This is a genomic window from Kordiimonas gwangyangensis DSM 19435 = JCM 12864, assembly GCF_000375545.1.
Classification (GTDB): Bacteria; Pseudomonadota; Alphaproteobacteria; order Sphingomonadales; family Kordiimonadaceae; genus Kordiimonas; species Kordiimonas gwangyangensis.
In genome coordinates, this window is the sequence record NZ_AQXF01000001.1 from 382,845 (window position 1) to 407,131 (window position 24,287).

Sequence of the window (24,287 nt, forward strand, 5' to 3'; positions counted from 1 at the left end):
CATCCGATGGCAAAATACATGCTTTCACTGCCGAACCGGGACCCCGTGCTTTTTGCCGGGCTGGTGGCGGCTGCCATGCTGGCGGGGGCTTTTGCTTTCCAGTATGCAGGCTATGCCCCGTGCGAGATGTGCTGGTGGCAGCGCTACCCCTATTTTGCCGTGGTTGCACTGGCGCTCGTGGCAAAGGCCGTGCGTGCGCTGCCTACAAGCCTGGTGATTGCCGCCCTTGCGCTCCTGTTCGCGGTGGATGCGAGCCTCGCGCTCTTTCACGTAGGCGTGGAGCAGAAATGGTGGGAGGGTTTCACCTCCTGCACCGCAGCGGTTGATTTCTCGGGCGATATGGACGCCACGCTTGATGCCATCATGAATGCACCCATCGTGAGGTGCGACGAAATAGCATGGTCCTTGTTTGGCATATCGATGGCGGGCTATAATTTCATTATCGCAACGGCCATGACCGTGTTCCTTGCAAGCAACCTCAGGAAAGCCTGATGACCGAGACCCAGTACAAGCCGGTGACCGAGAAGCAGAAACCCGCACGTCCGCTGCCGGGGAACCGCAACTACATGCAGGAGACCGAACGCATGATCCGGGTGGACCATGCGGGTGAATTTGGCGCTGTGCGTATTTATGCGGGCCAGCGCGCCATCCTTGGTGACCGGCATCCACGCTCGGGCCTTATCCAGCACATGTATGAGCAGGAAGAGGTGCATCTGGACCGCTTCAACAAGCTGATCCATGAGCGCGGTGTGCGCCCCACTGCCATGGCGCCTTTCTGGCACGTGGCGGGGTATGCGCTTGGTGCCGCGACCGCTTTCATGGGCGAGAAAGCAGCCATGGCCTGCACCGCCGCCGTGGAAGAGGTGATTGACGAGCACTATCAGGAGCAGCTCGATGCGCTCCGCGCCCGCGACGAGAGCGCACGCGAGCCTGAGCTTGAAAAAACCATCGAGACTTTCCAGGCCGAAGAAGTGGAACACCTTGAAATCGCCAAGGCCCACGGTGCTGAGGAAGCAACCGGCTATCCGGTACTGTCTGGCTTTATCAAAGCGGGCTGTCGCGCCGCGATCTGGATTTCAAAGCGGGTCTGATGTCCATCTACTCAGAGGTGCTCAATATCCGGTATTACCCGGTGCCCAAAGTAGCATGCACTTCCATCAAGCAGGTTCTGTACGAACTGGAGCACGGCGCGCCTTTTGCGGATGGCAGCATCCACAAGGCGTATGGCACCGCCGCCTTTGGCCGCGCACAGGAAGACCGCAAACCGGGCGAACTGCGCATCGCGCTGGTGCGTGACCCGATCAAACGCTTCATCTCCGCCTACCGCAACCGCGTGCATGGACATGAGGAAGCTGCGCACTGGAAACTGCGCAAAGAGGGCCTGCCGCTTGACCTGAAGCCGTTCCCGAGCCCCAAGGAATTTGTGCACAACCTCGCTGCTTATCAGGCGCGGGTGCATTCCTTGAAGCACCATACCCTGCCCATGGTCACTTTCCTCGGACGGGACCCGGCGTTCTATGACCATGTGTTCGATATGAGCGACATGCCTGCGGTCGAGGCCTTCCTGTCGGAACGCGCGGGCAGGGAAATCCGCCTGCCAAAAACCCAGACAGGCGGCCCCAATTATACGACAGCCGCACTGGGCGAAGAAGAATGCGCGGTCCTGCGCGACTATTACCGCGAGGACTACGCCTTCCTTGAGAGACTGAAGCCCTAACTCTCGAGCTCAGCATCCCAGTAAAGAAAATCCCGCCAACTTTCATGAAGATAGTTCGGCGGGAATTGGCGACCTCGGGTATGCAGTTCCTGATTGGTGGGCCGGTGCGGCCAGCGCATGGGGATCATCTGCGCTTCCTCGGGCGTGCGGCCCCCTTTCCTCAGGTTACACGGCGCGCAGGCGGCGGTGATATTGGTCCAGCTGGTGCGCCCGCCATAAGCCCGCGGAATGACATGGTCAAATGTCAGGTCATGCGGCGAGCCGCAATATTGGCAACAAAACTCATCGCGCAGGAAAAGGTTGAAACGGGTGAAGGCCGGATAACGCGGCTGGCGCACAAATTTCTTGAGCGCGATAACACTTGGCAGGTTGATGGCCGTCGACGGCGAATGCACCTGACGGTCATATTCTGAAATGATGCTGACCCGGTCGAGGAACACGGCCTTGAGCGCCGTTTGCCAGTTCCAGAGACTAAGCGGGAAGTAACTGAGCGGCCGGTAATCGGCGTTCAGCACAAGCGCCGGGCAACTTTCCGGCTTGGGCAAATGGGGTGCAAAATTGACACCCATGATCCTGTTCCCCCTGACTTATCGTTCCGGGAACCGACGCCCATCGTCGGTCCCGCCCTTTCGGGCCACAACTCCGACACGTCTGACAATCAAGATACAGTGTTACGCCGTGATGACAAAGCTTTATATTGTGATTCGAGCCGAGTCGCACCCCGCGCCACGCTACCGCCGCAATGGGTGCCGACTACTATGCTAAATCATTCATTAATCAATGTGCGGCAAGCTGCTGCTATCCGGGAACGCATCCGGCGCAGGTGCCGGTGCGTAGAAACTTAGTTCACACCATTCGCAGAGAGATTTTTTGACAAACCGCATTTCACGCAGGCAGCTCATAAAGTGGCTTATTGTCGGGTTCAGCGTGATCTTCGCATTTGGTGTTTATGCGGGTTACCTCGCACTTGAGCGCGCCAAGGAGCGGTCCTTCACGCAGGAAACGCTTGCTGTCCGACTGGCGAAACAGTCCGTGGCGACGGCACTGCAGCTGCCCGCGAGCCACCTGCACAGCGTGGTCAATATTGAGACAAGGGTCCAGGAGATCCTGAACAGCCCTGTCCCCGATCTTGAAGAAATATCGAATGCGTTTGAGACCTTGCTGCTGCGCAACCCGGCATACGCGCAGGTCCGCTGGATTGACGAAACCGGCATGGAGATTGTGCGTGTGGACCAACCGGTTCGCAGCGAAATTTCCTTCGTACCGGCAGACAAACTTCAAGACAAAAGACACCGCCCCTATACCCAGAAGGGGCTGCAGTTGAAGGCACGGCAGCTGTATGTATCGCCCATGGACCTCAACTTTGAGAATGGCGCCGTGCAAACCCCTTACATGCCTGTGGTGCGCATGGCCCTGCGCGCATTCGACCGGGCGGGCAACCCGAAGGGTATTTTTGTCCTCAACATCGCCACGGCGGCCAGGTTGCAGCGCCTCGACACCTTCTCTGATCTCCATAAGCTGATGCTGCTTGACCAGAACGGCTACTGGCTCAAATCGCCTGACGCCGAGGATGAGTGGGGCTTCATGTTCGGCAAAACCACCACCATGGGTACCCGCTACCCGGAGATGTGGCAGAAAATGAACGAGGCCCCCATGGGCAGCGCGGAGACATCCTCCGGCAGCTGGCACTGGGAGACCATCACCATATCGGAAGACCGGCTTGACGTGGTTGAAGCACCCAAATTTATCATGGTGTCACACATGCCTGCGGCCGCCGTCGCCGCGCGGAACATGAACGCGGTCACACCGATCATCATGGTGGTGGCAGCCATTGCACTGCTATACGCCTTCGCAGCATACCGGCTGCTGCGCGAGATGGCCAATCGGCGGTACGCCGAACAGCAGGCCATCATCGCCAATAATGCCAAAAGCAGCTTCCTCGCGACCATGAGCCATGAAATCAGGACACCGATGACAGGCATCCTCGGCTTCGCTGACATGCTGCTTGAAGATGACCTTTCGGACGTCAGCCAGCAGAAGGTAGCGAAAATCAAAAGCGCAGCGCAGGCGCTTTTGCGCATCCTCAATGATATCCTCGATATCTCCAAACTGGATGCCGGCAAGTTCGAGATCGAGACCCTGCCCTTCCGCCCCGCTATGCTGGCAAACGATGTGGTACAGCTTTTTTACCAGACCTGTCCGGCTGAAAAGAAAGACCGCCTGCAAATCACCGCCAAGGTGGCGGGTGACTTCCCCGAAGTCGTGAAAGCGGACCACACCCGCCTCAGGCAAGTGCTGGTGAACCTGATGGGTAATGCGGTGAAGTTTTCCGAGCGCGGCTCCGTCACCCTGATGTGCGACCATGACGCTGCCAAACGTGAACTGGTGTTCGAGGTGATTGATACCGGCATCGGCATGAACGCAGACATGCTCGACCGCCTGTTCCGGGAGTTTGAGCAGGCAGACGCGTCCACCAGCCGCAAATACCACGGCACCGGGCTTGGCCTCGCTATTTGCAAAAAACTAGTGGAGCGGCTTGGCGGTCAAATCAGTGCGCGCAGTGAACCGGGGCTTGGCAGCGCCTTCACCTTCACCATGCCTTACGAACCAGCCACCAAGGCCGACCTGCCGACTAGTGACGAGCAAGAGGGTAATGCCGCCAACAGCCAGCGCGCGCTTTCGATCCTCGTGGCGGAGGACAACCAGATCAACCAGATGATCATCAAGAACCTGCTTACAAAAATGGGCCATACTGTCACCGTTGCGGAAAGCGGTGTTGAGGCTGTGCGGCTGATGCGCGAACAACCTGGCTTTGACCTGATCCTGATGGATGTGCGCATGCCAGAGATGAGCGGCCCTGAAGCCACCGAGAAAATCCGCGCCATGCCGGGGACCGCTGGGGCGATCCCCATTATTGCACTAACAGCCGACGTGATGGCTGAAAACCGCGCCACCTATTTTGCCGCTGGCATGAATGACTGTGTTGGCAAACCCATCAACGCGGCTGAGCTTGCCAACGCCATCAACAAGGCCGCCTGCGCCGTCGCCGACTAGTCGGCCCACGCATATCAAGCGTCCTTGAACACGTCGGACCAGCGGGCCTGCATCTCCTCGGCACTCAGGTGGTCCACATCCTGCTGCAGGAACCAGTGGTAGCCGAAGGGGTCTGCCACCATGCCGGCAAGATAGCCGTAGAACTGCTTCTCAAGCTTGCGGCTGACCTGCGCACCCGCTGCCACCGCGCGCTCCATCGCCGCGGCCGCGTCCGCCACCTCGATGGTGAACTTGACCGAACAGCCACCTACGCTCACGGGGCTTAAAGCGCCAAAGTCCGGGTATTCATCAGCGATCTGCATCAGCGTGTTGCCAATGCGGAATTCGGCGTGGCCGACCTTGCCGCTTGGCTCCACAAGGCGGAAAATCTCCTCCGCCCCGAAAGCGGCTTTATAGAAGGCCAATGCCTTGTCAGCGTCCTTGACGGTGAGGTAAGCGGCTACGATGTTTTTGCTGTCGTCACTCATGGCTGCATCCTTTGTTGCGGCGGTGAATCATTTATGTTACGTTACGTAACGTAATTAATAGAAAGAGTCAACTGACGCACAATGAGCAGCCCTGAGAGCACCGGAAAACCTGGGGGAACCACAAGCCGTGGCCGCCCGCGCAGTGAAGAAACCCGCCTGAAAATCATGCGGGCGACGGCGGGCCTGCTGCGCGAAAGCGGCATGCCTGCGCTGACGATTGAGGCTGTGGCGGCGCGGGCTGGTGTTGGCAAGCCCACCATCTACCGCTACTGGGCCAATGCGAACGAGCTTGCCATGGCCGCGCTGATGGAGACCGCGCCCGCCAAACCGGCGCGCGGCACGGGGGACGATGCGCTTGGCCGCGCGCGCCTTGTGCTGTACCGCATATCAGAAACCTTCTCCCACGCCACGGGGCGCTATGTGGCCAGCATGCTGGCGGCCTCCCATGAGGACAGCGAGGTCTCGAAAGCGTTTCGCAGCCATTTCATCCGCGCACGGCGCCAAGAAGCCGGGCGCGAGCTTGAAGCCGCACAAGCGGTGGGCGACCTGCGCGCGGACGCGGACCTCACCCTCGCGCTTGATATGCTTTTTGGCGCAGTGTTTTATCAGTTGCTGATGCACCAAACGCCCATGGACACCGCCTATATGGACCGCATTTTCGATCAGATGCTGGCGGGCCTGAAGCCTTGATGCCTTGCCGTCCCATCATTCCTGTTTGCTTTATTCGTGCGCTTTCCTAAGGTGCGCACATGAAAGATGCCGCTGTCAACTTCATCACCCGCTTTGCGCCAAGCCCCACCGGGCGGCTGCACAAGGGGCATGCCTATTCCGCGCTGCTCGCAAATGCGCGGGCGCGGGCGGAAGGTGGCCAGTTCATCCTGCGCATTGAGGATATCGACACCACCCGCTGCAAGCCTGAGTTTGTGGACGGCATATATGAAGACCTCGCGTGGCTCGGCATCACATGGCCTGAGCCTGTACGGCGGCAGAGCGAACATTTCGCGGACTATCAGGCCGCGCTTGAGGCGCTCAAGGCCAAGGGCGTCGCCTACCCCTGTTTCTGCACCCGCAAGGATATCGAGGCTGAGATCGCGGGCGCGGGGGCAGCACCGCATGGCCCGGACGGGCCGATCTACCCCGGCATCTGCCGCGACTTGAGCGCCGATGAACGCGAAGCAAAAATTGCTGAAGGCACCCCCCACGCATGGCGGCTGGACCTTGCGGCAGCACTGGCGCTGGTCACTGGCCCGCTTGAGTGGCAGGACGAACTGAAGGGCACCATCACCGCCACGCCGGAGGAACTGGGCGATGTGGTACTGGCGCGAAAGGACACGCCCACCAGTTATCACCTGAGTGTGGTGGTGGATGACGGCCTGCAGGGCATCACCCATATCATCCGGGGCGAAGACCTCTTTCACGCCACTCATATACATGTGGTGCTGCAGCGCTTGCTTGGCCTTGCCACGCCGGTCTATCACCACCACGGCCTGATGCTCGATGAGCATGGCCAACGTTTTGCCAAGCGCAACAAGTCCGTCACGCTTGAAAGCCTGCGCGAAGCCGGGGAAAGCCCGGAAGCACTTAAACGCAACCTTTTGTCGCAAGGGGGCTGACAGCCCTTGCCGGGAGTAGCGGCAGGTTTATAGTGGGGCGCACGTAAACATATTAAGGTCACGCTATGAACTTCCTCTTTTTCCTTGGCCTCCTGTTCATGCTGATCACCCTGGGCATCTTTTTTGCCGGTGTGACGGTCATGACCAAAGGCGGCGACACCAACAAAAAATACGGCAACAAGCTGATGCAGGCGCGTGTTGTATGCCAAGCGCTTGCCGTGGTCTGTTTTGTACTTTGGGCCGTATCAAGCTAGAGGAGGCGGTGTGCCGAAACTGAGCAAGATATACACACGCGGCGGCGACAAGGGGCAAACGTCCCTGACCGGCGGCAAACGTGTACCGAAGGATGACGCCCGCGTCGCCGCCTATGGCACCGTGGACGAAGCCAATTCGGTCATCGGTATTGCGCGGCTATATACCGAAGGTGTGGCCGACAGCATGCTCATGCGCATCCAGAACGATATGTTCGACCTTGGCGCCGACCTCTCGACCCCCGGCGACGATTTCACGCCGGGCGAGATGAGCCTGCGCATTGTGGCGGCGCAGGTGAAACGGCTCGAGGAAGAGATCGACGCCATGAACGAGGACCTGAGCCCGCTCACCAACTTCATCCTGCCGGGCGGCACACCGGCGGGCGCCTATCTTCACCATGCGCGCACCGTCACCCGCCGCGCCGAGCGCGAGGCCATCACAGCCAGCCGTGAAGTGCCCATTAACCCAGAGGCGATAAAATATTTGAATCGGCTGTCCGACCACCTATTTGTCCTCTCAAGGCACGTGAACAAGAAAGGTTCAGGTGACGTTTTGTGGGTGCCAGGGGCCAACCGGTAAGACACGAGAACGCTACGGCAAAGTGGTTTTTGCTGCACTGCATTGACTCGGGTTTTTCTATGGTTTAACGCTGTGTACCCCTAATTTTCCAAGGGCTGGGGCCATTTTCACCCCGGCTTTGTCAACTGCGGTTCCCCGGGCATTTGTTGCCCTGCACAAAAATGGGAGAGAGAACCCCATGAAGATCATGGTCCCCGTCAAACGGGTAGTCGATTATAACGTGAAGGTTCGCGTCAAATCGGACAATACAGGCGTTGAGCTTGCCAACGTAAAAATGTCCATGAACCCCTTCGACGAAATTGCTGTCGAAGAAGCCATCCGCCTCAAGGAAGCAGGCAAGGCTGAAGAGATTATTGTTGTCTCCATTGGCCCGAAAGCCGCTCAGGAAACGCTGCGCACCGGCCTCGCCATGGGTGCTGACCGCGGTATCCTCGTTGAGCATGACGGTGTCACGGAGCCGCTCGCTGTTGCGAAAATCCTCAAAGGCATCATCGCTGATGAGAACCCGGGCATCGTGCTGCTTGGTAAACAGGCAATCGACGACGACTGCAACCAGACCGGCCAGATGCTGGCGCAGCTTCTTGGCTGGGCACAGGGCACCTTCGCCTCCAAGGTTGAGCTTGACGGCGACAGCGTGAATGTAACCCGTGAAGTTGACGGCGGCCTTGAGACTGTGAAGCTCACCATGCCTGCCATCATCACCACCGACCTGCGCCTCAACGAGCCGCGCTACGCGTCGCTGCCCAACATCATGAAGGCAAAACGCAAGCCGATCGACGAGAAGACCCCGGCAGACTACGGTGTGGACATGGCACCGCGCCTCTCCACCCTCAAGGTCGAAGAGCCGCCGAAACGCGAAGCCGGTATAAAGGTTGAAAGCGTTGAAGAACTTGTAAGCAAGCTTAAAGCAAAGGGAGTAATCTAATGACCGCTCTCGTTTTCGTAGAACATGACAATACGTCTGTAAAAGACGCAACGCTTGCGACCGTAACGGCTGCCAAGGCGTTTGGCGACGTGCATGCCCTCGTGGCGGGTTCGGGCTGCGGTGCGGCTGCTGAAGCTGCTGCCAAGATTGAAGGCGTGACCAAAGTCCTCGTAGCTGATGACGCAGCCTATGAGCATCCGCTCGCGGAAGAGCTGGCGGCTGTTGTGCTGTCGGTGGCTGGCGACTATGACGCCATCCTCGCGCCTGCGACCACGTCTGGCAAAAACTTCCTGCCGCGTGTGGCGGCTGCCCTTGATGTTGCACAGATCTCGGACATCATCGAGGTTGTCAGCACCGATACTTTCAAGCGCCCGATCTATGCCGGTAACGCCATCGCGACCGTGCAGTCTTCGGATGCCAAGAAAGTCATCACCGTGCGCGGCACCGCGTTCGACAAAGCAGCCGCTGAAGGCGGTTCGGCGTCGGTTGAAAGCATCGCTGCTGCTGGCAAGGCCGGCGTATCCTCTTATGTGGGTGCAGAGCTTTCGAAATCCGATCGTCCGGAACTGACATCCGCGAAGATCATCATCTCCGGTGGTCGCGGTATGGGCTCGGGTGAGAACTTCACCATCATTGAAGCTGTGGCTGACAAGCTTGGCGCTGCCGTTGGTGCATCGCGCGCCGCAGTGGACGCGGGCTTTGTGCCGAACGACTATCAGGTTGGCCAGACCGGCAAGATCGTGGCGCCTGAGCTTTACATCGCTGTTGGCATTTCGGGGGCTATCCAGCACCTTGCCGGCATGAAAGACAGCAAGATCATCGTTGCGATCAACAAGGATGAAGAAGCGCCGATCTTCCAGGTTGCGGACTATGGCCTTGTGGCCGACCTCTTCGAGGCAGTGCCCGCGCTTGAGAAGGCGCTCTAAGCTGAGCGACAACCAGAAATTAAGGGCGCTCTAGTAGCGCCCTTTTTTTAAACGTGATAATAGGTTGAGTGACAAGGGGTGCATAAAGCCCTGAAAACAAAGCTCGAAAGAATGCAGAATGGTTGAGAAGGTAGGGGTTATCGGCGCAGGCCAGATGGGCAACGGGATCGCCCACGTGAGCGCGCTTGCGGGCATGAATGTTGTGCTCTCCGATGTCAGCATGGAAAAGGTGGAAGCGGGCCTTGAGGTGATCAAGGGCAATCTTTCGCGTCAGGTTGGCAAAGGCAAGATCACCGCGGAAGAGATGGACGCAGCACTCGCGCGCATCAAACTCGCGGACAAGCTTTCCGCCCATTCTGACTGTGACCTCGTGATCGAAGCTGCGGTAGAGAACGAGAAGATCAAAACCACGATCTTCAAGGAACTGTGCCCGCACCTGAAGCCCAGCGCGCTTGTTGCCTCAAACACCTCCTCCATCGCGATCACGCGTCTTGCGTCCACAACCGACCGGCCGGAAAAATTCATGGGTGTGCACTTCATGAACCCGGTGCCGATCATGCAACTCGTGGAACTGATCCCCGGCATTGCCACGTCTGACGACACGTTCGAGCGTTTCAAGGTCTATACCGGCAAACTGAACAAGACGACCGTGATCTCCGAGGATTTCCCGGCCTTTATCGTCAACCGTATCCTGATGCCGATGATCAACGAAGCCATTTACACGCTTTATGAAGGTGTGGGCAGCGTTGAGGCAATCGACAGCGCCATGATGCTGGGTGCCAATCATCCGATGGGGCCGCTCACGCTCGCGGACTTTATCGGCCTTGATACCTGCCTCTCGATCATGCAGGTGCTTTATGATGGCCTCGCGGACAGCAAATACCGCCCCTGCCCGCTGCTGGTGAAATATGTGGAAGCTGGCTGGCTTGGCCGCAAGACGGGCCGCGGGTTCTATGACTACCGGACCGACGGGGAACCAGTACCGACCCGGTAAGCCGGACAACTCAAGACAGCTGAATGCGCACCCTGAGAGGTGCGCATTTTTGTATTAACTGCGAGCCAACACCATGTACCGCCTGTATTATTACCCGGACAATGCCAGCCTCGCCCCGCACATCCTGTTGCGGGAAGTGGGGGCGGAGCATGAGCTTGTGCTGGTTGACCGCAAGTCAGAAGCGCAGAAATCGCCGGAATATCTGGCCCTGAACCCCGCCGGGCGAATCCCGACGCTCGTACATGGCGAGCTGGTGCTGTTTGAAAGCCCCGCCATCTGCATCTATATCGCGGAAAGCCACGCTGACAGCGGCCTGATCCCTCAGGACGGCCCTGAGCGGGCGAAATTCTTCCAGTGGATGATGTATCTGACCAATACGCTACAGGCGGAGCTGATGGTCTATTGTTACCCGGATAAACACACCACCGACCCATCAGGTGCCACAGCCGTGAAGGCCGCGCACGAGGCCCGGGTGACCGACATGCTGGGGCTACTGAATGAGCAGCTGGAAGGGCGGGACTATCTGCTTGGCCACACCTTAAGTGCCTGTGATCCCTTCCTTTTCATGCTGGCGCACTGGTGCGGGCGTTTTGCACTGCCGCCACTTTCCTTCCCGCACCTTGGCGCTTTCATGCGCCGTATGGCAGCCCGCACAGCTGTGCGGAAAGTGTGCGAGGTTGAGGGCATCGACCTTTCGCCCTATGCCCTTGAGGTATAAAGAAAAAGCCGCCCGAGGGTGGCGGCTTTTGTGTGCGGGTTTTGTGCGGGCCAGTTTTACTGGTTTGCCTGCTTCTGCTCTTTCTTGAGCTTGGCGTTTTTATATTCGGTGACCGTGTCCTTGAGCTCGGCCTTCATTGACTCATCCGTTGCGAGCGCGAGGGCAGCCTCAGCCTGCGTGATTGCCTCATCATAATCCTGCAACTGACCAAGGGCATACGCATAGTTGGCGGCCACAACAGCTGAGGTTGGCAACAGCCTGCGCGCCTGCTGTAGCGCGACACGGGCTTCCGAAAACTCATTCAGCATCAGATGCGTGTGGCCAAGCTTGGCCAGAAGCTGGCCATCGGTGGAGACCTGTCCTGCAAGTAATTTCAGGTCAGTCTTGGCAGCCTGATAGTTGCCAAGCGCGCTGTTGGCATAAGCCCGGTTCTTGAGCGCGGACTGGTAGCCCGGCACCAGATCAATCGCCTTGGTGGCATCAGCAGCCGCTTCGGCCATCTTGCTGGTGCGATAGTAAACTGCGCTTTTGATGTTGTAGCCAACGGCCTTGCCGTCTTCCATGGAGATCAGTTTATCTGCCGTCTCTAGCGCGCCGTCCAGCATCCCACGCTCCATCTGCATATTGGCGATGGACGTAAGGTGGTCGACACTGATAAGCCCAAGCCCTTCAAGGCTGCTCATCAGCTCAATCGCCTTGTCCACATTGCCTGCGCTATATTCGGCAATCGCCTGCGCGGCGATCAGTCCGCCTTCGATGTTCTTGTCAAGTGCAGCCTCAGTGCCCTCGCCAGCAGCGGCAAAAGTGATTGCCTTGCGATACATCTCCGCCGCAGCGCCGCCACGTCCCAATGCCACGTTGGCAGCACCCGCTGCGGCCTGCGCTTCGGCGTCCTGCAACTCTTCCTTGGTGAGTGGCTCAAGCACCTCAAGCGATTTGGCCGGGAGCCCGCTTCTCACATAACTTTCAGCCAGCGCCATACGTACCTGACGGTCGTCCGGGTTATTGGCCAGTGCCATCTGCAGATATTTTGAGGCACCGGAGTAATTCTCAAGCTCAAACGACAGGAGGCCAAAAAGACGCGTCGCCGCCGGATAGACGTTCACGAGTTCCCCTGTCCGCAGCAGCACCTCCTGTGCTTCCCTGAGCTGGCCTTTTTGCGCCATCAGGAAAGCCGTATAGAACTGGGTCAGCGTATACTGCGGCGCAATGGCCATGGCAGTATCAAGCACCCGTTCTGCATCCTCGAGCTTGCGAACATCAATGTAGCCCGCAGTTAATTCAACAAGGGCGTGGATGTTGAACGGCTCGAACTCAACCGCTTTATGCAGGTGGTCGATTGCCAATTCAGGCTCGTTTTGCATACGGGCGATGGCGCCCAGCACATAGTGCGCCATACCTTGCTGACCATCTTTAGTGAGCGCGTTTTCAGCGGCGCCCTTTGCGGCGTCCAGATTTCCTTCACCAAGCTCAAGCAGCGCAAGACCAAGGTCTACGCGCGCGTTGTTACTGTCGGTGCCGGCGGCAAAGTCGTAATATTTGCGGGCAAGTGCCGCATCGCCTTCCTGCACCGCTATATCAGCCTGCAGCATCAGCGCTTCAAAACCGTTGCGACCCGAAAGTTTGACGTTGCGCAGTTCGGCTTTGGCTTCTTCAAATCGGCCCTGTAGCAGATAGGCGGCCCCCATCTGCAGCGCGGTCTGCGAATCGATGGCACCGCTTTTGCGCGCTTTCTCCACCGCGACCTGCGCCGCCACACCGTTCATCTGGTCAATATAGATTTCAGCGAGGACAAGAAGATCGTCCGTTGTCGCCATCTGCAGCTGTTCCTTGGCACGGATGACCTGAATGGCTTTCTCTGCCTTCCCGTCTGCGGCCAGTTGTTCAAGTGCAGCCCGATCATAAGATGCGAGCTCGGAAGAACTCAGCCCCGCCTCATTCGAGTCTCCACACGCGGCCAGTGCCAAAGCGATTAAAAGTGCTGATTTCCGTATCATTACAACGACCTGCCCCCGTATGGCTGTATGGTAACGCGCATGAGACTAGCTAATTTTTGTACTTTTTACAATTTTAATGGAATTTGCGCGTTTTTTTAGGTATAGGATTAAGAAATGGCATTGTCATGGGATATTTAAAGATGACAACTTTGAGAAAATTTCTGGCCGCTGGCGCTGTTCTCGCATCCGCGTTTACGTTCACAAACTCGGCTGCTGCGAGCGGACCCGTGGTCTACGGTGAAGTCCTCGCTGATCCCGGCACTTACGCACCGATCGCACTTGGTGATGACCTTCAGCTGGATGGCTGCAATTCGGTTTTCGACTACAACGACAACCCGAACGTTGTCGGCCAGACCGTGTCGCTGTGTAACGGCGTTACCGACCTGACCAACTTCTCGTTCTCCTGGACGCTGTTCCAGTATTTCTCTGCGACCAATACGTATCAGGGTCTCGGTTTCCTACCGGCCACCGGTCCGCTGTCGGTCGTGACGACAGGCGGTATGGGTGACCTGATCCAGACAGCGGGTACCTACTTCCTGCGTCTCAATATCACCGTATCTCCGGTAACCACCACATTCGCGCTTCCGGGCGGCGATGTGGGTGCGTTCAACCCGCAGGATCCGTTCTTCTTCCCGGGCGGCAACCCCGACCCGAACTCGGACACCAAAAGCTCTGGCTTTGCACTGATCGTGACCCCGGCCGCTGTGCCTGAGCCTGCTGCCGCACTGTTGCTGCTGCCTGCCGTGGTTTACATGGCCCGCCGCCAGCGCAAGCGCCGCGCGCAAGCCACCAGCTAAGCAATCGCTTACATCAGATTTGAAGAAACCCGGCCAAGCGCCGGGTTTTTTTATGACGCATATTCAAGCGCGTGGGCGCCTTGCGGCGTCAGCACAATGCCGTGCGCGCCAAAGGCCGACAGCACACGCGCTGCTGTGCCCGGCATCAGCGCCGCCACGACCGTTAGCGCATCGGCGGCCGCGGCTGAGGGGGCGCGCACCAGCATGCTCATCTCACCCCACTCGCTGGCGTCACGCGCCATGTGGCTGGCGGTATCAAAGAACATGCCGCCGCCCAGCGCGCCACCAAAACCCGATATGGCACCGTTGTTGAGCATTACCGGCAGTCCCTCATCCTTGCCGCACGTGTGCAAGTGAAACTGCACGCGCCATTCCTGCGCGCCAAAGGCGCGGATATGGCCGCCAAGGTCAACGATGCCGCGCCGCACCCCGGCTTGCCTGAGCGCTTGCACCGCAAGATCAACGGCGAAGCCTTTACGCACACCGCCAAGGTCAATCATCAGCGGACGACGGAGGGTGACAAACCCCTGCACCGAGAGGTCGATGTCCATCCAGTCCGCCGCGCCGCCGGTGCCCGTGGCCGCCACATCGAACACACCGTCAGACCGGTAGGCCACTTCCTGCGCGAGGCGCAGCATATACCAGAGTGCGCGGGAGACCGGATGCGGCACACCCGGCACATTCGCACACAGGCGCATCAGCTCACTATCCGCGCTATCGGTATCAATGCTGGCCGCAAAACCCTCAAGCTGCGCAAAGGCTGTCCGCATGGCGCGCATGGCACAGGCGCCGTGCACCCCAAGGGTCGAAAGCGAGATCACATCCCCCATGATGGGCTTGGAACGAGTCACTTTGTGGCAGCAGGACATGCGGGTCTCCTCCCTTTGATCTGTTTCGTCGCGAGGCACCTTTGGGCCTCCTTGGGCCTGCCGACATATTGGCAGTGCGTCTGCATCATCATTATTATTAATAATCATTCTTAATTGCAACGCCGAATCTGCATTAGCGCACATTGCCGTGAAGCTTAAAAACAATCCGTCGCCCGCGCGCCCGCCTCATGCTAAGAGCGATGGGACCATCCGCACGGCTCCCGCCCCGCGCGAGGAGAAGTATTTCGAAGAAGGATTGTCACGACATGCCTGCCCTAAAAATCATTATCGGTAATAAAACCTATTCCAGTTGGTCGCTGCGCGGCTGGCTAGCGGTTGCCCACTCCGGCCTCGTGTTTGAGGAAGAACTGCTACAGCTCGACACCCCTGATTTTCACGAGCGCATTGGCGCGCTGTCGCCAAGCCGCACGGTGCCTGCCCTCCACCACGGCAGTGAGATTATCTGGGATTCGCTCGCGATCATCGATTATTGCGCGCGCCTGAGCCCGGAGAAGAACTGGTGGCCGAGCGAGACCGCCGCCTACGGCTATGCCCGCAGCATCGCGGCGGAAATGCACTCAAGCTATATGGGCCTGCGCACCCACGCGCCGATGAACCTGCGCGATAGCTGGACCGGGCTTGAGTTCTCTGAAGCCGTTCAGCGCGACGTGACCAAGGCCGACAACCGCTGGACCACCGCGCGCGAGCGTTTCGGCGACGGTGGTGAATTCCTGTTTGGTGAGTTTGGCGCCGCCGACATGATGTTCGCGCCCGTCGTCACCCGCTTCCTCTCCTACGGCATGAAGCTGAGCGAGACATCCACCCGCTACATGGAAGCCGTGCGCAACCATCCGCTTGTGGACGCCTGGTACAAGGACGCAGCGCAAGAGACTGCTGTCATTGAACATGACCAAGTCGCGCTGGATGCCAAACGCCTCGGCTAAGGGTCTCTCTTGCAACAAATCACCTCTGCAGGCGCGCTAAATCATCGTCATGGGCGCTTGCAGGGCACCTACCGGTGATACCCTATTGCACGGTAGGGTATTACTGCTACGGTAGTGCAGGCTTGAGGGGGCAGGGCACTACAGATTCATGTTATTCAATTCCTATGAATTCATCTTTGCGTTTCTGCCTGTCACGCTCGCGGCCTATTACCTGCTTGTGGGATGGTACGGACGCGCGGTCGCCTTCAGTTGGCTCCTTGTAAGTTCGCTTTTCTTTTATGGCTGGTGGAATCCCGCCTACCTCGGCCTGCTTGTGCCGATGATTCTGCTCAACTACCTGTTCGGCTATTTGGTGTCCGGCCAGGCCAGAAAAAGTGGACACACACGCCGGGCATGGCTTTGGCTCGCTGTCATTATCAATCTGGGCACCATCGCCTACTTCAAGTATGCGGGTTTCCTGATGTCGGTCGCCAGCGACATCAGCGGCGAAGCTTTCGTGATCGAGGCCATCGCCTTGCCGCTTGCCATCTCCTTCTTTACATTCCAGCAAATCGCCTATCTGGTGGATTGCTACCGGACAGGCCGGTGTGAGAAGAGCCTGCGCGACTACGCGCTTTTTATCAGTTTCTTCCCACAGCTCATCGCGGGGCCGATTGTCCACCACAGCGAAATCATGCCGCAGTTCGCGCACAACCGCATTCGCGAGAAGACGCGCAGCAATCTCGCAGTCGGGTTTACCATTTTCGCGGTCGGGCTTTTCAAGAAGTGTGTACTGGCTGACAATCTGGCCCCCTTCGCCACAGGCGTATTTACCGCGGCAGATGCCGGGCAACCGGTGGATATTTTCGCTGCATGGCAGGGGGCGCTGGCCTACAGCTTCCAGCTCTATTTCGATTTTTCCGGTTATAGTGACATGGCGATTGGCCTTGCACGGATGTTCGGCTTTCGCCTCCCGCTCAATTTCAACGCGCCCTACAAGGCACGCTCGATCATCGACTTCTGGCGGCGATGGCATATCACCTTATCCCGTTTCCTGCGGGACTATCTCTATATTCCGCTTGGCGGCAACCGGCGCGGGCGGCTGCGGCGCCATTTCAATCTTTTTGTGACCATGCTTCTGGGTGGGCTTTGGCACGGCGCAGCATGGACCTTTGTGCTCTGGGGTGCCCTGCACGGCTTTTACCTGATCGTCAACCACAGCTGGCACTATGTCGTGAGGCGGCTCAGCGCTGCGGGCATTATGCTTCCGGCCATTCCCCTTGCAGGGCAACTGCTTACCTTCCTGGCGGTGGTCGTTGGCTGGGTGTTTTTCCGGGCGGAGAGTTTCAACACCGCGCTGTCGCTTCTGGGCGGCATGGGTGGCATGGCTGGCGCCAGCCTGCCCTATGGCATCGTCAACCAGCTGCCGTGGCTCAAAGCCCTTTGTGACAGCCTTGGCATCGCGACCCATGACGGCGGTGGCGGCCAGTTTATCCTTGCCTGGCTGTGGATCGCGGCGGGGGGCGCCATCTGCTTCTTCATGCCAACCACGGCGCAGTTCATGCGGCGGTATCGGCCGCACTTCGAAGGCGCCGATTATATGCCTGCGCGCTTCACTTGGCGCCCGACAAAGGCCTATGCGGGACTGGCGGCGCTGCTGTTCATCCTGTCTGTCCTCAGTCTCACGCAGGTGAGCGAATTTCTCTATTTCCGGTTCTGACGATGATGAGCTTTGCCACATATCTGCGCACCCTGACGCTCACAGCTGTGCTGATGGCACTTGCGGTTCTAGGCGTCATCATGCTCACCGATCCATACGGCCTACTGGGCCACGACGTGGTCCCGGGTGCAAAACCGCAGGCCTATAACCAGGCCGCCGCTGCGAAGGCCGCGCGCTTCGGGAGAGCGCAGCCGAAAAGCCTTTTCATCGGAAACTCACGCATTGATGTCGGCATCGACCCTGAAACTCTGCCAGAACACCTGCAACCCGCTTTCAACTACGGCATACCGGGGGAAGGCATTCTGCAGTCGGCGCTGCGCTTGCCTGAGCTCCTGAACGAGCAGCCAGACATCAAACATGTTTATGTGCTGCTCGACTTTCTCGACTTTATCGGGCGCGACCCACAAGGGCCTTTCCTGCCTCCTGACCGCGTGGACAATCTGACCCTCTGGTTCTCCACATCGGCGTTATCGGATGCTGCTGTCACACTCGCCAGCCGGGCACGTCCCTATGCGGATACCATGCGCGCTAACGGTTTTCACCCCGGCGCGGCCTATGAAGGCTTGTTCGCGCGCGAAGGGCAGGAACCGTCCTATCGCCTCAATCTCGCCAAGGTGAAACAACAGCTGGGCCAAAATCAGGGCCGGCCTTCCCAGATGCCGGAAGGCCGACCGCTCGTCAGCTTCATTGTGGAGGTGACGGCGAAGGCGGCCTCGGCGCAAGGGGCCACGGTCACCTTCCTGGTCCCACCCTATCACGCCAGCATCATGTCCCTCATCGAACAACAGGGACGGCTGCCTCTTTATCACGCGTGGCTGCATCAAGCTGAGGCTGCCGTTGCAGCCACTCCAACGCAAACCAGCGTTGAGCTATGGGATTTTTCCGGGCGTTGGTGGCTGACAGAAGAGCAGCCCGCACGCGATTCCGAGCCTCAGTTCCGACCGACATACTATTACGAGCCGGGCCACTTCCGGCCCGCCGCCGGCAAGGTGATCATGGACATGACCGTTGGCGACAAAGCACCCTATAGCGTAGCGGGGTGCGACCGCTGCTTTCGTATCGCCGGGCAGCAGCCCTAAAGCTTGCCTTCCTTGAGCGCGGTAAAGAGCGCGATGGCTTCCGGCTCATCCCACTTGAGCGGGCCGAGGAACAGCGCTTTCACCTGCCCGTCAGGTCCGATGATATAGCTTGTCGGCAGCTTGCCGTCCGCAAGGTCGAAGGCGATTTTCATGGTGGGTTCCGCGTAGAGGCCCAGGCCTTCCACACCCCATTCCTCCAGCGTTTCGCGCGCCTGCGGGATACCGCCGCGGTCAACGGTGATGGCAACCACCTCAAAATTCTCGTCGCCCAGCTCTTTCTGGAGGTTCGCGAGCTCTTTCATCTCGGCGCGGCAGGGTGCACACCACGTGGCCCAGACATTCACCAGCATCGCCTTGCCCTTGAGGGACGACAGCGGCGCCTTGGAGCCGTCCTCAAAGATGATTTCGTGCGCAGGCAGGCTCATCGGTGTCTCGGGCAAGGTCAACTTTGCCATTTCGCCTTTCAGATAAGAATTTATCGGTGCATCTGGCGTTGTCGGTGGTGTAAACACCCGATAAGCTGCAACGCCCAAAAGGGCGACAGTTACAAACATAGCGAGAAGAATTTTCTTCGACATCCGATACTCCGGGTTTCAAGGCCGCATTTCGGCGGCAAGCATAGTAGCGTTGGTACGAAAGGCAATAGAGGCATGGATCACAAAGACGACAGCCAAAACACCCCGAAAACCGCTGGCAAGGGACAAGCCATGTGGGGCGGGCGATTTGGCGGCGGACCTTCCGCCATCATGCAGGAAATCAATGCCTCCATCGGTTTCGACAAACGCCTCTATGCCGAAGACATCGCGGGCTCGAAGGCGCACGCCACCATGCTTGGCGAACAAGGCATTATCTCGAAGGATGATGTGAAAGCCATCCACGAAGGGCTGGACCAAGTGAAGGCCGAGATTGAAGCCGGCCAAATGGTATTCGACCCCGCGCTTGAGGACATCCACATGCATGTGGAAAGTCGCCTACGGGAACTGGTGGGTGACGCTGGTGCGCGCCTCCATACAGGCCGCTCGCGCAACGATCAGGTCGCGACCGATTTCCGCCTCTGGACCCGCGCGCAGTGTGATGCGCTTGATAAGGGGCTTGAAGGCCTGCTCGCCGCACTTCTTGACCAGGCTGAAAAACACGCGGGCTCCGTCATGCCCGGCTTCACGCACCTGCAGACCGCACAGCCCGTGACCCTTGGCCATCACCTGATGGCCTACCACGAGATGTTCGCGCGCGACCGTGCGCGCCTGGCCGACTGCCGCAAACGGGTGAACGAAAGCCCGCTGGGTGCGGCGGCGCTTGCCGGCACCAGCTTTCCGATCGACCGCCACATGACCGCCAAAGCGCTTGGTTTTGATCGCCCGCTCGCCAACTCGCTCGATGCAGTCTCCGCACGCGACTTCGCGCTTGAGTTCCTGTCGGTCCTCTCGATCTCCGCCGTGCATCTGTCACGCCTTGCCGATGAGATCGTGCTGTGGGCAACGTCGGCGTTCAAATTCCTTGAGCTGTCTGACGGCTTTTCGACCGGCTCGTCGATCATGCCGCAGAAACGCAACCCGGACGCGGCCGAGCTTGTGCGCGCCAAGGTGGGCCGCATCTCGGGCTGTATGAATGGCCTCATGATGGTGATGAAGGGCCTGCCGCTTGCGTATTCGAAAGACATGCAGGAAGACAAGGAACCGGTGTTCCAGGCTGTAGACGACTATGTGCTCTGTATCGCCGCGATGACCGGCATGATCGAGGACCTGAAACCCCGCACGGATGAGATGCTGAAGGCTGCGGGCCTTGGTTTCTCCACCGCGACTGACCTTGCCGACTGGCTTGTACGCGTGCTTGGCCTGCCGTTCCGCGATGCGCACCATGTAACCGGTGCTGTGGTCAAGGAAGCCGAGACACGCGGCGTGGATCTCAAAGACCTGCCGCTTGACGCCATGCAGGCGGTTGAGCCGCTCATCACGGCAGACATCTATTCGGTGCTCAGCGTGGAAGCATCTGTCACCAGCCGCACATCGTTTGGCGGCACCGCCCCTGAGAATGTGAAAGCAGCGGTCAAAGCCGCGCGGGAGAAGCTCTGATGAAAAAGCTGTTCAAGGCCACCCTGATCATCGGCCTTCTGGCCTCAAGCGCGCTGGGCGTCACTGCCTGCGGCAAAAAGGGTGACGTGAAGCCGCCACCAAGCTACCAGAACGACTAGGACCGGGCAGAACCCCATGGACCATTTTGAATACAGAGACGGCCAACTGATGGCCGAAGATGTGGCGCTTGCGGACATTGCCGAAAGCGTGGGCACCCCGGTTTATGTGTATTCCTCCGCCACGCTCAAACGGCACTTCCGTGTGTTCCGTGAGGCGTTCGCCGGCGTGAACCCGCTGATCTGTTTTGCGGTCAAGGCCAACAGCAATCAGGCAGTTCTGAAGACGCTCGCCCGCGAGGGCGCGGGCGCGGACGTTGTAAGCCTTGGTGAACTAATGCGCGCCACCAACGCGGGCATTCCGGGTGAGCGCATCGTCTTCTCCGGCGTTGGTAAAACCGAGGAAGAGATGGAAGCCGCGCTTGCAGCCGGCATCAAGCAGTTCAGTGTCGAAAGCGAAGCGGAACTTGAAGCGCTTAACCTTGTGGCAGGCCGTGTGGGTAAAATCGCGCCTGTCTCCATCCGGGTAAACCCGGATGTGGACGCCATGACCCACGCCAAAATCTCCACCGGCAAGTCGGAAAACAAGTTTGGCATCGCCTGGACGCGCGCTGATGCGGTTTATGCCCGCATCAAGGAATTGCCGCACGTGAAAGCCGTGGCGGTGAACCTGCATATTGGCTCGCAGCTCACCAAGCTTGAACCCTTCCGCGAAGCGTTTGAGCGTGTGCTCGGCCTTGTGCGGGACCTGCGCGCCAAAGGCCACGACATCCGCCATGTCGATCTCGGCGGTGGGCTTGGCATTCCCTATGACCCCGAAGCCGCGACACCGCCCGCCCCTGCTGCCTATGGTGAGATGATCCTTGAGGTCATGGGCGATATGGACTGCGACATCATCCTTGAGCCCGGCCGCCTGATTGCGGGCAACGCCGGTGTGCTGCTGACACGCACCATTTACGTGAAGACGGGCGAAAACCGCACCTTCTATATCCTGGATGCGGCGATGAACGACCTCGCGCGCCCCGCCATGTATGACGCCTACCACGGCATCGTACCGGTTGCCGAGCCTGCGGGCAGCGAGAAGATGACGGCGGATTTCGTCGGGCCCGTTTGCGAAAGCAGTGACGTGTTCGCGAAAGACCGCAAGACAGCGCCCCTTGAAGCGGGTGACCTTGTGGCGATCAAATCCGCGGGTGCATACGGTGCGGTGATGGCGTCAACCTACAACAGCCGCCCGCTGGTGCCGGAAGTGCTGGTGGACGGAGAGAGGTTTGCGGTGATCAGGAAGCGGCAGACGCTTCAGGAATTGCTGTCGCTCGATAGCGTCCCGTCATGGCTTGAGGACTGACGAGGCTTATCCTCAACCTCATCCATGTCGTCTTCCTTTGCACGCTGACGTGCGGCGGCAAGCGCCTTATTCACTGTGCTCAGAAGCTGGTCCATGGTGAAGGGTTTCGAGAGAAGCCCTTCAATCAGCAGGGAAAGATTGTGCGCGCGCTGGCGCTCATTGGCGTAACCGGTCATCAGGATGATGGGAACATGCGGCCGTGTGGCGCGGACTTTGAGCGCAAGCGAAATACCGTCCATAAGTGGCATCACGATATCGCTGACAAGAAGGTCGAAGTGATGTTCGTTCATCTGCTCGACCGCTTGTGCGCCGTCGTGGGCTACAAGAACCGTGTGGCCATGCAGGGTCAGCACACGACAAACATAGTCGCGCACCGCTTCTTCATCTTCGACTACCAGCACCCTTGCCACACCCGGCACTCCCGCTAAAATCACGGAGCGCCGTTATGCACGCCCCATTTTGCCGATGAACGGCAACTCTCTGTACCGATATGCAATATCCATTCCATATCCGATAACAAATATATCCGGGCACTCGAAACCAACAAAATCAGGGTTAATATTTGTTAACTGTCCCTGGCTTTTGTCAAGCAATACAACACTTGTTACACTTTCTGCCCCCTGGGCGAGAAAATATTTCCGTGCAAACTCCAACGTTTTGCCGTGTTCGAATATATCGTCGATCACCAAAACATCGCGGCCCTCAACAGGCAGGTCAGACGCCGAGATGAGGCTAACAGAGCCGGACTTTCTGTCTTTTTCGAGGCGAATGAAATCCATCTCCATCACACATCCGCGGGCGGACATGGCGCGGGTCAGGTCCGCGGCGAACATCATGGCGCCGTTCATCAGCACTTGTGCGACAGGTTCGGTGTCGAACCACCTTGTCAGGCGGGCGGCGAGGTCATCGACCTTCGCCACGATTTCGTCAGCCGTAAACACCGGTTCGATGCCGTGATGTGCATCGCCCGCTTTATTCCAGTCAAAAAAATGATCCATTATTCGCTAGACCGTGCTTCTGCGTCGGAGCGTGAGCCTTTGATGGCATCCACCTTCACATTGGCGGCTCCGCTCGGGATGGGATAAAGGCTGGTTTCAAAATTGAGCCGGGCTTTGCGGCGCATGATTTGCCCCGGCGGGTCGACCACCCAGCTGGTAAGCTGGCGGCCATCCTTATCAAGCACCTGCACCTGCACCTTCGGCACCGTGGCGCTTGTGCGGTCGCTCGTATTCTCAATAAAGCCACGCACCATGAGCGTGTTGCGGCCATCGACAGTCTCAACCCGCGTGCGGTCGTTATGGAGCTTGGCAGAAATATAAGGCTCTTCTTCCGCAAGCGGTTTGGAGAGCGGCTCACCGTCTTCCGTTTGTTCCTCGCGGAAACGCTCAATGTCTTCAACGCCATCGAACATTTCATAGAAACCGGCCATGCCCGGCATTTTGTAGATGACTTCTTCTTTCATGAAGACAAGGAGGTATAGCACCACAAGCCAGAAAATGACCAGCAGGCCCCAGCCTGCCGTCAGCACCTTGCGCTTGCGCGCCTTGGCATCCCGCTCCGACTGGCGGCGCTGTTCGGACCGGCGACGGGCGAGGAAATCATCTTCGTCATAGTCGTCTTCCGTACCTGCCTTGCCGGATTTAGCGGGTGCAGCGTCTTCATCATCATCGTCGTCGAAGCCGAAGTCGTTACCCAGCGTTTGCTTGAGCGCCTGCGCGACACCAAAATCGTCGTCGTCCGGCAAGTGTTCATCGCGTGACGCAGCCATCGGGGCTGGCGCGCGCACATCACCGTCATCATCGTAGATATCTTCATCCACGGGCGGCGGTGGTGGCGGTGCGTCATCAAAACCACTGGAGACCACATTGCGCACGGCAGCCGCACGGGCCGCAAGGCCTGCGTCCATGTCTGGGTCTGGCATGCGCGGGGCGGGAGCTGCCGGGCGCGGCGCAGCAGGGCGCGGCGGCGCCGGTGGCGGCGTGCGCTTCAACTGCGCGGGCGACGCCTTCCAGCTGTGTTTGCATTTGGCGCAACGCACGGTGCGCCCCTCAGGCGGAATGGCCCCGTCGGGAACGTTGAATTTAGCCTCACACGACGGACAAACTAGGATCATAAATCGGCCCGGACATTCCTTTAGCCAGCGCAGTAGGCACACGGCTCGTTCGAAGTAGGTTTTTCAAC

General features: G+C 58.8%; 27 protein-coding genes. 19 read left to right on the forward strand and 8 right to left on the reverse strand.

Features of this window, described 5'->3' with window-relative positions; all coding sequences use genetic code 11:
* Positions 1–6: 6 nt before the first annotated feature.
* Genes B150_RS0101760 through B150_RS0101770 form a run of 3 tightly spaced genes read left to right on the forward strand, consistent with a single transcriptional unit; the run spans position 7 to position 1,717 of the window.
* Positions 7–492, forward strand: coding sequence for a disulfide bond formation protein B (locus tag B150_RS0101760; RefSeq protein ID WP_020398156.1), 486 nt, complete (start codon positions 7–9; stop codon positions 490–492).
* Positions 492–1,091, forward strand: coding sequence for a demethoxyubiquinone hydroxylase family protein (locus B150_RS0101765; protein ID WP_020398157.1), 600 nt, complete (start codon positions 492–494; stop codon positions 1,089–1,091). The genes B150_RS0101760 and B150_RS0101765 overlap by 1 nt, the downstream gene beginning before the upstream one ends.
* On the forward strand, positions 1,091–1,717 hold the full coding sequence (locus B150_RS0101770) for a sulfotransferase family 2 domain-containing protein (RefSeq protein ID WP_020398158.1): 627 nt from the start codon (positions 1,091–1,093) through the stop codon (positions 1,715–1,717). The genes B150_RS0101765 and B150_RS0101770 overlap by 1 nt, the downstream gene beginning before the upstream one ends.
* Here B150_RS0101770 and B150_RS0101775 read toward each other — a convergent pair.
* The gene (locus B150_RS0101775) at positions 1,714–2,286 is read right to left on the reverse strand and encodes an HNH endonuclease (protein ID WP_020398159.1); all 573 of its coding nucleotides are present in this window, start codon (positions 2,284–2,286) and stop codon (positions 1,714–1,716) included. The two genes, B150_RS0101770 and B150_RS0101775, sit on opposite strands and share 4 nt — an antisense overlap.
* Positions 2,287–2,587: 301 nt before the next feature.
* On the opposite strand from B150_RS0101775, the gene B150_RS22060 reads away from it, so the two are divergent.
* Positions 2,588–4,771, forward strand: a complete 2,184-nt coding sequence (locus tag B150_RS22060) for an ATP-binding protein (protein WP_020398160.1) — start codon at positions 2,588–2,590, stop codon at positions 4,769–4,771.
* A gap of 14 nt (positions 4,772–4,785) precedes the next feature.
* Here B150_RS22060 and B150_RS0101785 read toward each other — a convergent pair whose 3' ends face one another.
* Positions 4,786–5,238 carry a VOC family protein gene (locus B150_RS0101785; protein ID WP_020398161.1) on the reverse strand — a complete coding sequence of 151 codons (453 nt, stop codon included), beginning with the start codon at positions 5,236–5,238 and terminating at the stop codon, positions 4,786–4,788.
* A gap of 81 nt (positions 5,239–5,319) precedes the next feature.
* Here B150_RS0101785 and B150_RS0101790 point away from each other — a divergent pair, with 81 nt between their 5' ends.
* The 8 genes from B150_RS0101790 (at position 5,320) to B150_RS0101825 (ending at position 11,245) form a co-directional block, all read left to right on the forward strand.
* Positions 5,320–5,928, forward strand: a complete 609-nt coding sequence (locus B150_RS0101790) for a TetR/AcrR family transcriptional regulator (RefSeq protein ID WP_020398162.1) — start codon at positions 5,320–5,322, stop codon at positions 5,926–5,928.
* A 59-nt stretch (positions 5,929–5,987) separates the two neighbouring features.
* Positions 5,988–6,851, forward strand: coding sequence for a tRNA glutamyl-Q(34) synthetase GluQRS (gene gluQRS, locus B150_RS0101795; protein ID WP_020398163.1), 864 nt, complete (start codon positions 5,988–5,990; stop codon positions 6,849–6,851).
* A gap of 65 nt (positions 6,852–6,916) precedes the next feature.
* Positions 6,917–7,105: an HIG1 domain-containing protein gene (locus B150_RS0101800; RefSeq protein ID WP_020398164.1), complete on the forward strand. Its 189-nt coding sequence runs from the start codon at positions 6,917–6,919 to the stop codon at positions 7,103–7,105.
* 10 nt (positions 7,106–7,115) lie between these two features.
* The gene (locus B150_RS0101805; protein WP_020398165.1) at positions 7,116–7,682 is read left to right on the forward strand and encodes a cob(I)yrinic acid a,c-diamide adenosyltransferase; all 567 of its coding nucleotides are present in this window, start codon (positions 7,116–7,118) and stop codon (positions 7,680–7,682) included.
* Positions 7,683–7,860: 178 nt separating this feature from the next.
* The gene (locus B150_RS0101810) at positions 7,861–8,607 is read left to right on the forward strand and encodes an electron transfer flavoprotein subunit beta/FixA family protein (protein WP_020398166.1); all 747 of its coding nucleotides are present in this window, start codon (positions 7,861–7,863) and stop codon (positions 8,605–8,607) included.
* Complete coding sequence (locus B150_RS0101815) at positions 8,607–9,533, forward strand: electron transfer flavoprotein subunit alpha/FixB family protein (RefSeq protein ID WP_020398167.1); 927 nt, start codon at positions 8,607–8,609, stop codon at positions 9,531–9,533. The genes B150_RS0101810 and B150_RS0101815 overlap by 1 nt, the downstream gene beginning before the upstream one ends.
* A 118-nt stretch (positions 9,534–9,651) precedes the next feature.
* Entirely contained in the window at positions 9,652–10,527 is an 876-nt protein-coding gene (locus tag B150_RS0101820; RefSeq protein WP_020398168.1) for a 3-hydroxybutyryl-CoA dehydrogenase, read from the forward strand.
* Between the two features lie 73 nt (positions 10,528–10,600).
* On the forward strand, positions 10,601–11,245 hold the full coding sequence (locus B150_RS0101825) for a glutathione S-transferase family protein (protein ID WP_020398169.1): 645 nt from the start codon (positions 10,601–10,603) through the stop codon (positions 11,243–11,245).
* Between the two features lie 56 nt (positions 11,246–11,301).
* On the opposite strand, the gene B150_RS0101830 is transcribed toward B150_RS0101825, so the two are convergent.
* On the reverse strand, positions 11,302–13,242 hold the full coding sequence (locus tag B150_RS0101830) for a tetratricopeptide repeat protein (RefSeq protein WP_081611267.1): 1,941 nt from the start codon (positions 13,240–13,242) through the stop codon (positions 11,302–11,304).
* A gap of 140 nt (positions 13,243–13,382) precedes the next feature.
* Between B150_RS0101830 and B150_RS0101835 the strand changes: the two genes are divergently transcribed.
* A complete protein-coding gene (locus B150_RS0101835) occupies positions 13,383–14,039 on the forward strand; it encodes a hypothetical protein (RefSeq protein ID WP_020398171.1) in 657 nt (218 codons plus the stop codon).
* A 50-nt stretch (positions 14,040–14,089) separates the two neighbouring features.
* Here B150_RS0101835 and B150_RS0101840 read toward each other — a convergent pair whose 3' ends face one another.
* Entirely contained in the window at positions 14,090–14,908 is an 819-nt protein-coding gene (locus tag B150_RS0101840) for an FAD:protein FMN transferase (RefSeq protein ID WP_020398172.1), read from the reverse strand.
* Positions 14,909–15,174: 266 nt separating this feature from the next.
* On the opposite strand from B150_RS0101840, the gene B150_RS0101845 reads away from it, so the two are divergent.
* The 3 genes from B150_RS0101845 (at position 15,175) to B150_RS0101855 (ending at position 18,630) form a co-directional block, all read left to right on the forward strand.
* Positions 15,175–15,852, forward strand: coding sequence for a glutathione S-transferase family protein (locus B150_RS0101845; RefSeq protein WP_020398173.1), 678 nt, complete (start codon positions 15,175–15,177; stop codon positions 15,850–15,852).
* Between the two features lie 148 nt (positions 15,853–16,000).
* Complete coding sequence (locus B150_RS0101850) at positions 16,001–17,551, forward strand: MBOAT family O-acyltransferase (RefSeq protein ID WP_020398174.1); 1,551 nt, start codon at positions 16,001–16,003, stop codon at positions 17,549–17,551.
* 2 nt (positions 17,552–17,553) lie between these two features.
* A complete protein-coding gene (locus B150_RS0101855; RefSeq protein ID WP_020398175.1) occupies positions 17,554–18,630 on the forward strand; it encodes a hypothetical protein in 1,077 nt (358 codons plus the stop codon).
* On the opposite strand, the gene B150_RS19350 is transcribed toward B150_RS0101855, so the two are convergent.
* Positions 18,627–19,085, reverse strand: a complete 459-nt coding sequence (locus B150_RS19350; protein ID WP_162139639.1) for a TlpA disulfide reductase family protein — start codon at positions 19,083–19,085, stop codon at positions 18,627–18,629. The genes B150_RS0101855 and B150_RS19350 overlap by 4 nt on opposite strands.
* Before the next feature lie 195 nt (positions 19,086–19,280).
* On the opposite strand from B150_RS19350, the gene argH reads away from it, so the two are divergent.
* From argH to lysA, 3 genes are read left to right on the forward strand one after another with little or no spacing between them, the layout of a single operon-like run.
* Entirely contained in the window at positions 19,281–20,702 is a 1,422-nt protein-coding gene (gene argH / locus B150_RS0101865; RefSeq protein WP_020398177.1) for an argininosuccinate lyase, read from the forward strand.
* Entirely contained in the window at positions 20,702–20,821 is a 120-nt protein-coding gene (gene lptM / locus B150_RS23575; RefSeq protein WP_020398178.1) for an LPS translocon maturation chaperone LptM, read from the forward strand. The genes argH and lptM overlap by 1 nt, the downstream gene beginning before the upstream one ends.
* A gap of 16 nt (positions 20,822–20,837) precedes the next feature.
* Complete coding sequence (lysA, locus tag B150_RS0101875; protein ID WP_020398179.1) at positions 20,838–22,106, forward strand: diaminopimelate decarboxylase; 1,269 nt, start codon at positions 20,838–20,840, stop codon at positions 22,104–22,106.
* On the opposite strand, the gene B150_RS0101880 is transcribed toward lysA, so the two are convergent.
* From B150_RS0101880 to B150_RS0101890, 3 genes are read right to left on the reverse strand one after another with little or no spacing between them, the layout of a single operon-like run.
* A complete protein-coding gene (locus B150_RS0101880; RefSeq protein WP_020398180.1) occupies positions 22,058–22,516 on the reverse strand; it encodes a response regulator in 459 nt (152 codons plus the stop codon). The two genes, lysA and B150_RS0101880, sit on opposite strands and share 49 nt — an antisense overlap.
* A 33-nt stretch (positions 22,517–22,549) precedes the next feature.
* Positions 22,550–23,104: a phosphoribosyltransferase gene (locus B150_RS0101885; RefSeq protein WP_020398181.1), complete on the reverse strand. Its 555-nt coding sequence runs from the start codon at positions 23,102–23,104 to the stop codon at positions 22,550–22,552.
* Positions 23,104–24,219 (reverse strand): zinc-ribbon domain-containing protein, encoded by a 1,116-nt coding sequence (locus B150_RS0101890; protein ID WP_081611270.1) that lies wholly within the window; start codon positions 24,217–24,219, stop codon positions 23,104–23,106. Before B150_RS0101890 ends, B150_RS0101885 begins: the two co-directional genes overlap by 1 nt.
* Positions 24,220–24,287: the final 68 nt, after the last annotated feature.

Excerpts from the sequence above, each read along its gene's own strand:
- B150_RS0101760 (WP_020398156.1), top strand. The coding sequence starts at position 7 with ATGGCAAAATACATGCTTTCACTGCCGAACCGGGACCCCGTGCTTTTT.
- B150_RS0101765 (WP_020398157.1), top strand. The coding sequence starts at position 492 with ATGACCGAGACCCAGTACAAGCCGGTGACCGAGAAGCAGAAACCCGCA.
- B150_RS0101770 (WP_020398158.1), top strand. The coding sequence starts at position 1,091 with ATGTCCATCTACTCAGAGGTGCTCAATATCCGGTATTACCCGGTGCCC.
- B150_RS0101775 (WP_020398159.1), bottom strand. The coding sequence starts at position 2,286 with ATGGGTGTCAATTTTGCACCCCATTTGCCCAAGCCGGAAAGTTGCCCG.
- B150_RS0101785 (WP_020398161.1), bottom strand. The coding sequence starts at position 5,238 with ATGAGTGACGACAGCAAAAACATCGTAGCCGCTTACCTCACCGTCAAG.
- B150_RS0101790 (WP_020398162.1), top strand. The coding sequence starts at position 5,320 with ATGAGCAGCCCTGAGAGCACCGGAAAACCTGGGGGAACCACAAGCCGT.
- gluQRS (WP_020398163.1), top strand. The coding sequence starts at position 5,988 with ATGAAAGATGCCGCTGTCAACTTCATCACCCGCTTTGCGCCAAGCCCC.
- B150_RS0101800 (WP_020398164.1), top strand. The coding sequence starts at position 6,917 with ATGAACTTCCTCTTTTTCCTTGGCCTCCTGTTCATGCTGATCACCCTG.
- B150_RS0101810 (WP_020398166.1), top strand. The coding sequence starts at position 7,861 with ATGAAGATCATGGTCCCCGTCAAACGGGTAGTCGATTATAACGTGAAG.
- B150_RS0101815 (WP_020398167.1), top strand. The coding sequence starts at position 8,607 with ATGACCGCTCTCGTTTTCGTAGAACATGACAATACGTCTGTAAAAGAC.
- B150_RS0101820 (WP_020398168.1), top strand. The coding sequence starts at position 9,652 with ATGGTTGAGAAGGTAGGGGTTATCGGCGCAGGCCAGATGGGCAACGGG.
- B150_RS0101825 (WP_020398169.1), top strand. The coding sequence starts at position 10,601 with ATGTACCGCCTGTATTATTACCCGGACAATGCCAGCCTCGCCCCGCAC.
- B150_RS0101830 (WP_081611267.1), bottom strand. The coding sequence starts at position 13,242 with ATGATACGGAAATCAGCACTTTTAATCGCTTTGGCACTGGCCGCGTGT.
- B150_RS0101835 (WP_020398171.1), top strand. The coding sequence starts at position 13,383 with ATGACAACTTTGAGAAAATTTCTGGCCGCTGGCGCTGTTCTCGCATCC.
- B150_RS0101840 (WP_020398172.1), bottom strand. The coding sequence starts at position 14,908 with ATGTCCTGCTGCCACAAAGTGACTCGTTCCAAGCCCATCATGGGGGAT.
- B150_RS0101845 (WP_020398173.1), top strand. The coding sequence starts at position 15,175 with ATGCCTGCCCTAAAAATCATTATCGGTAATAAAACCTATTCCAGTTGG.
- B150_RS0101850 (WP_020398174.1), top strand. The coding sequence starts at position 16,001 with ATGTTATTCAATTCCTATGAATTCATCTTTGCGTTTCTGCCTGTCACG.
- B150_RS0101855 (WP_020398175.1), top strand. The coding sequence starts at position 17,554 with ATGATGAGCTTTGCCACATATCTGCGCACCCTGACGCTCACAGCTGTG.
- B150_RS19350 (WP_162139639.1), bottom strand. The coding sequence starts at position 19,085 with ATGGCAAAGTTGACCTTGCCCGAGACACCGATGAGCCTGCCTGCGCAC.
- argH (WP_020398177.1), top strand. The coding sequence starts at position 19,281 with ATGGATCACAAAGACGACAGCCAAAACACCCCGAAAACCGCTGGCAAG.
- lptM (WP_020398178.1), top strand. The coding sequence starts at position 20,702 with ATGAAAAAGCTGTTCAAGGCCACCCTGATCATCGGCCTTCTGGCCTCA.
- lysA (WP_020398179.1), top strand. The coding sequence starts at position 20,838 with ATGGACCATTTTGAATACAGAGACGGCCAACTGATGGCCGAAGATGTG.
- B150_RS0101885 (WP_020398181.1), bottom strand. The coding sequence starts at position 23,104 with ATGGATCATTTTTTTGACTGGAATAAAGCGGGCGATGCACATCACGGC.
- B150_RS0101890 (WP_081611270.1), bottom strand. The coding sequence starts at position 24,219 with ATGATCCTAGTTTGTCCGTCGTGTGAGGCTAAATTCAACGTTCCCGAC.